The sequence below is a fragment of the Candidatus Acetothermia bacterium genome, assembly GCA_024653305.1.
GTDB lineage: Bacteria > Bipolaricaulota > Bipolaricaulia > Bipolaricaulales > Bipolaricaulaceae > JACIWI01.
The window spans coordinates 1-2,020 of record JANLFW010000052.1 but is presented as its reverse complement, the minus strand read 5'-3'; the positions used below and the strand labels follow the sequence as shown (position 1 = coordinate 2,020).

Below are 2,020 nucleotides of genomic sequence, written 5' to 3'. Positions count from 1 at the left end.
AGGAGGTACCCCAGTACACCAAGGCCGCGTTCGTGGCCCCCACCGAGGTCGGGGTCGTGGAGAACGGGCGGATGGTGCTCGGAGACGACCAACGGATCTACTTCTACGAGTTCGATGGCCCGGCCGAGCGCGCCCTCTACGTGTACGTGGGGCGCTAGCCCCCTATTGAACCCCCCCTGGGCAAACGGACACTCACCGGCGACCATGGATGCCCTGACCGTTCGCGAGTTGGTGAAGGACTACCCCACCCGGAAGGGGCCGGTGCGGGCCCTGGCCGGTGTCTCGTTCCGGGTGGGGGAGGGCGAGATCGTGGGGCTCCTCGGGGCCAACGGGGCGGGGAAGACCACGGCGATCAAGGTCCTGTGCGGGCTGCTATGCCCGACGTCCGGCCAGGTGGAGGTGTGCGGAGTCCCCCCCTCCCGGCCCGAGGTGGCCCGCTACGTGGCCGCCCTGCTTGAGGGGTCGCGGAACGTGTACTGGCGGCTGTCGGTGGAGGAGAACCTGCGCTTCTTCGCTGGGCTCCAGGGGATCCCGCCCCGGGAGGCGCGGCGGCGCACTGCGGAGCTCGTCGGGCGGTTTGGGCTCACGGAGAAGCGGCGCACCACGGCCAACCTCCTCTCCCAGGGGATGAAGCAGAAGCTCGCCCTGGCCTGCGCCCTCGTCAAGGGGACGCCCGTCCTGCTCCTGGATGAGCCCACCCTGGGCCTCGACGTGGAGACGAGCCACGAGCTGCGGGTGCTGATCCGCGAGCTTGCTTTGGCCGAGGGGAAGACGCTCGTCGTCTCGTCCCACGACATGGGGGTGGTGGAGGACACGTGCCGCCGGGTGATCATCCTCGCCCGGGGGCGAGTGGTGGCCGACGACCTTGTCCCCAACCTCCTCGCCCTGTTCCGGACCAGGGCGTACCGGGTGAGCCTGCGGGACGGGCTCCCCGAGGAGGCCCGGGCCCGCCTGGCCGCCCGCTTCCCGGCGCTGCGCACGCTGGAGCGGGGTCTGGAGGTGGAGCTCCCGCCAGAGAGGGAGGTCTACGACCTCATGGACGCCCTGCGGGAGGCAGGGGTGGCCCTCGACGGGGTCAGCCGGGTGGAGCCGGACCTGGAGGACGTGTTCCTGCGCATCGTGCGCGACGGGCAGAAGGAGGGGAGATGAGGCGCCTGTGGACGTTTCTCGCCGTGCTGATGCGGTTTCTGATCGAGCACAAGCGCTATCCATTCAACACCCTGTCCGCCCTCGCCACGCTGTACATCGTGTTCCTCCTCCTCTTCGCCGGGGCCCGCTACGCCCAGGGGATGGGGGTGGACCTGTTCGGGGAGGGGCTAGAGAGCCTGGTGGTGGGCTACCTCGTGTGGACGTTTGCCATCATTGCCTACTCCGACCTGTCCTGGGAGATGATGCGGGAGGCCCAGCAGGGGACGCTGGAGCAGCTGTACATGTGCCCGGTGGGGTTCCGGTTCGTGAGCGCCTCGTGGATCGTGGCGTCGTTCCTGGTAAGCCTGCTTTGGGTGGCGGTGCTTCTGGGGCTCATGACCCTCACCACGGGGCGGCTCCTCCGGCTCCCCCTGGGCACCGTGCTCCCCCTGCTCCTCCTCACGGTGGCCCCGGTGTACGGGATCGGGTTCGTCATGGCGGGGCTGGCCCTCGTCTACAAGCGGATCCAGGCGTTTTTCCAGGTCCTGCAGTTCGTGTTCGTGGCCCTGGTGGCCCTTCCCGCGGACGCCCCGTGGGGGAAGGCGCTCCCGCTTGCGCTGGGGACCCGGCTCCTCGGGCGGGTGGTGGTGGACGGGGAGACCCTGACCACCCTCCCCCTCGGGGACCTCCTAGCCCTGGTGGGGACGGCGGTGTTCTACTTGGCGGTGGGGGTCGCGGTGTTCCGCGTGTTCGAGGGGGTAGCCAAGGACCGCGGGCTCCTCGCCCACTACTAGCCCCTTGGCGCCCGCGCCCTGGGGCAGTACCATCGGGGTGCATTCCCCGGTAGCTCAGTTGGCAGAGCAGCCGGCTGTTAACCGGCGGGCCGGAGGTT

1 protein-coding gene and 1 pseudogene are annotated in these 2,020 nt (G+C 69.8%); both read left to right on the top strand.

What is annotated here, in order from left to right:
• Positions 1–204 precede the first annotated feature (204 nt).
• Positions 205–795, top strand: a pseudogene (locus NUV94_08150) (ABC transporter ATP-binding protein).
• 350 nt (positions 796–1,145) lie between these two features.
• Entirely contained in the window at positions 1,146–1,922 is a 777-nt protein-coding gene (locus NUV94_08145) for an ABC transporter permease (GenBank protein ID MCR4392706.1), read from the top strand.
• The last annotated feature ends 98 nt before the right edge of the window (positions 1,923–2,020 follow it).

Coding starts and splice junctions, on each gene's coding strand:
- NUV94_08145 (MCR4392706.1), top strand. CDS start 1,146: ATGAGGCGCCTGTGGACGTTTCTCGCCGTGCTGATGCGGTTTCTGATC.